3 protein-coding genes are annotated in these 1,915 nt (G+C 45.3%); 2 read left to right on the forward strand and 1 reads right to left on the reverse strand.

The window, feature by feature from the left end:
* The coding region (locus C7R92_RS06660) for a helix-turn-helix domain-containing protein (protein ID WP_106833638.1) at window positions 1-316 on the reverse strand (316 nt) is incomplete at its 3' end.
* 51 nt (window positions 317-367) lie between these two features.
* Here C7R92_RS06660 and C7R92_RS06665 point away from each other — a divergent pair.
* Together C7R92_RS06665 and C7R92_RS06670 are read left to right on the forward strand one after the other, a co-directional pair.
* Complete coding sequence (locus tag C7R92_RS06665) at window positions 368-1,063, forward strand: alpha/beta hydrolase (protein ID WP_244195670.1); 696 nt, start codon at window positions 368-370, stop codon at window positions 1,061-1,063.
* Window positions 1,064-1,080: 17 nt separating this feature from the next.
* Window positions 1,081-1,896, forward strand: coding sequence for a class I SAM-dependent methyltransferase (locus tag C7R92_RS06670; RefSeq protein WP_106833639.1), 816 nt, complete (start codon window positions 1,081-1,083; stop codon window positions 1,894-1,896).
* Window positions 1,897-1,915: the final 19 nt, after the last annotated feature.

Consider the following 1,915-nt stretch of genomic DNA (forward strand, 5'->3'; position numbering starts at 1 on the left):
ACGATGTGCTTGTTTTCCAACCCTCCCGATTCAAGATTTGTAACCACTTTTTTAAAACATCTACCTCCATTTGTAGACGCCGAATCTCCCGGTCCTGCTCCGTTTCAACCCGATGAGGATTTCCACGCCCGTCCTTGAATGATACCTCTCCACTTTCGCGATACTTCCTCATCCAAGTTCTGACGCGATATTTATCCTGGACCCCTAGGTGTTCGGCAATCTTTCTGTAGCTCCATCCCTCTTCCACGTGCAAGCGAACTGCTTCTACTTTGAGTGATTCTGGATAATGTTTAAATTTCTGTCCTTTCACTGCCATGACGAAAAGCACCCCCTAGAATTACATCGGATTTCCCTATGGGTTTTTCCAATGTCTATTCTAAGGGGTGCACTTCATTTTGCTGACAAAGGCTTTTCTTCCTATGCGCTGAGTCTTCGTGGACACGGTGAAAGTGACGGCTATGAAAATCTTCATTCCTACACACTTCAGGATTACACGGATGATGTTCTTGAAGTGATCGGGCGTCTAAAAAGTAAGCCAGTGCTGGTCGGACACTCCATGGGTGGAGGAATTGTGCAGAAGATCTTGCACAAGCATCCAGATATAATCTCAGGTACCGTTCTGGTTGCCTCGATTTCTCCACATGGCGGAATGGGTGACTTATTCCGATTGATGATCAAAAATTTTAAAGAAGCTATGCAATTATTTACATATAACGAGAAAAGAGATGCATCACTGCTTGCCAATGTCTTTTTTTCCAAGGAGCTGCCGATTGAAAAAAAGGATGAGTGGGTGAAGCTCTTGCAGCCTGAATCACTGAAAGCAAGAACCGAGATGAATGGAAAAATTGTTCCAAAAACCGTCCGTGCGAAAACTCCGATACTGGTTCTCGGCTCCAAGCAGGATCGGATGATTTCTGAGAAAACAACACGCCGAATTGGCAAAACATACGGAATCGAACCCGTTCTGTTCCAAAATATCAGTCATGATATGATGCTTGATCCTGAATGGGAAGCTGTTGCTGGCCACATTTTGACTTTTTTGAGCGAATCTATATCTGAATAGCGGAGGTTGGGAATAACATGGAAGGTTCTTATCAAATCGCAAACATTGCCACGAATGTTGAGGTAGAAATAGAACGTTTGAAATCGCAGGTGGAGTTGTTTTGGGATAAAGAGCTGAAGCATTATATCGAGTTTGGTCTGACAGATGGAATGTCAGTGATAGAGCTAGGCTCGGGACCAGGATTCGTAATGGAAAAGGTCATGCAGGAGTTTACAAATTGCAGAATGACGGGATTAGAGCTTGATCCGCTTCTCGTTGATTATTCAAGAAACTATTTGACACAAAAGCAATCGGATCGATTTGAAATAGTCGCGGGATCGATTATGGAAACTGGCTTACCTAGCGATTCCTATGATTTTGCGATTACCCGACTCGTATTGGAACATTTACCCGACCCAGTCGGTGCGGTTCGTGAAGTGGCGAGGTTATTAAAACCAGGCGGCAAAGCGGTATTTATCGACAATGATTTCGAGATGCACATCATGACCACCCCACATGTACCAGAATTGCGAGAGCTGTATGATGCCTATTGTGCGGCACGCTATGCGGAAGGCGGCAACCCGAAAATCGGTCGAGAACTGCCAACGGTCCTCAAGCAAGGCGGACTTGGAAATTTAGATTTCGAAGTCATATGCGCTCACAGTGAGCTACTCGGGTACGAAATGTTTCTAAAGTCGGAGGGTGTAGGCATTCCTGTGCAGTTGGTGCGTGACGGTTATTTATCTAGCAAGGCGTTGGGTAAGCTATCTGTGGCATGGCGAAACATGCTGAATACGGAAGGTCATTCTATTCTCAGACAGCTATACATGGCTGTTGGTGAGAAATCGGTGTAGAGATCGGGGGGAGTCGAGT

Source organism: Brevibacillus porteri, assembly GCF_003013475.1.
GTDB lineage: Bacteria > Bacillota > Bacilli > Brevibacillales > Brevibacillaceae > Brevibacillus > Brevibacillus porteri.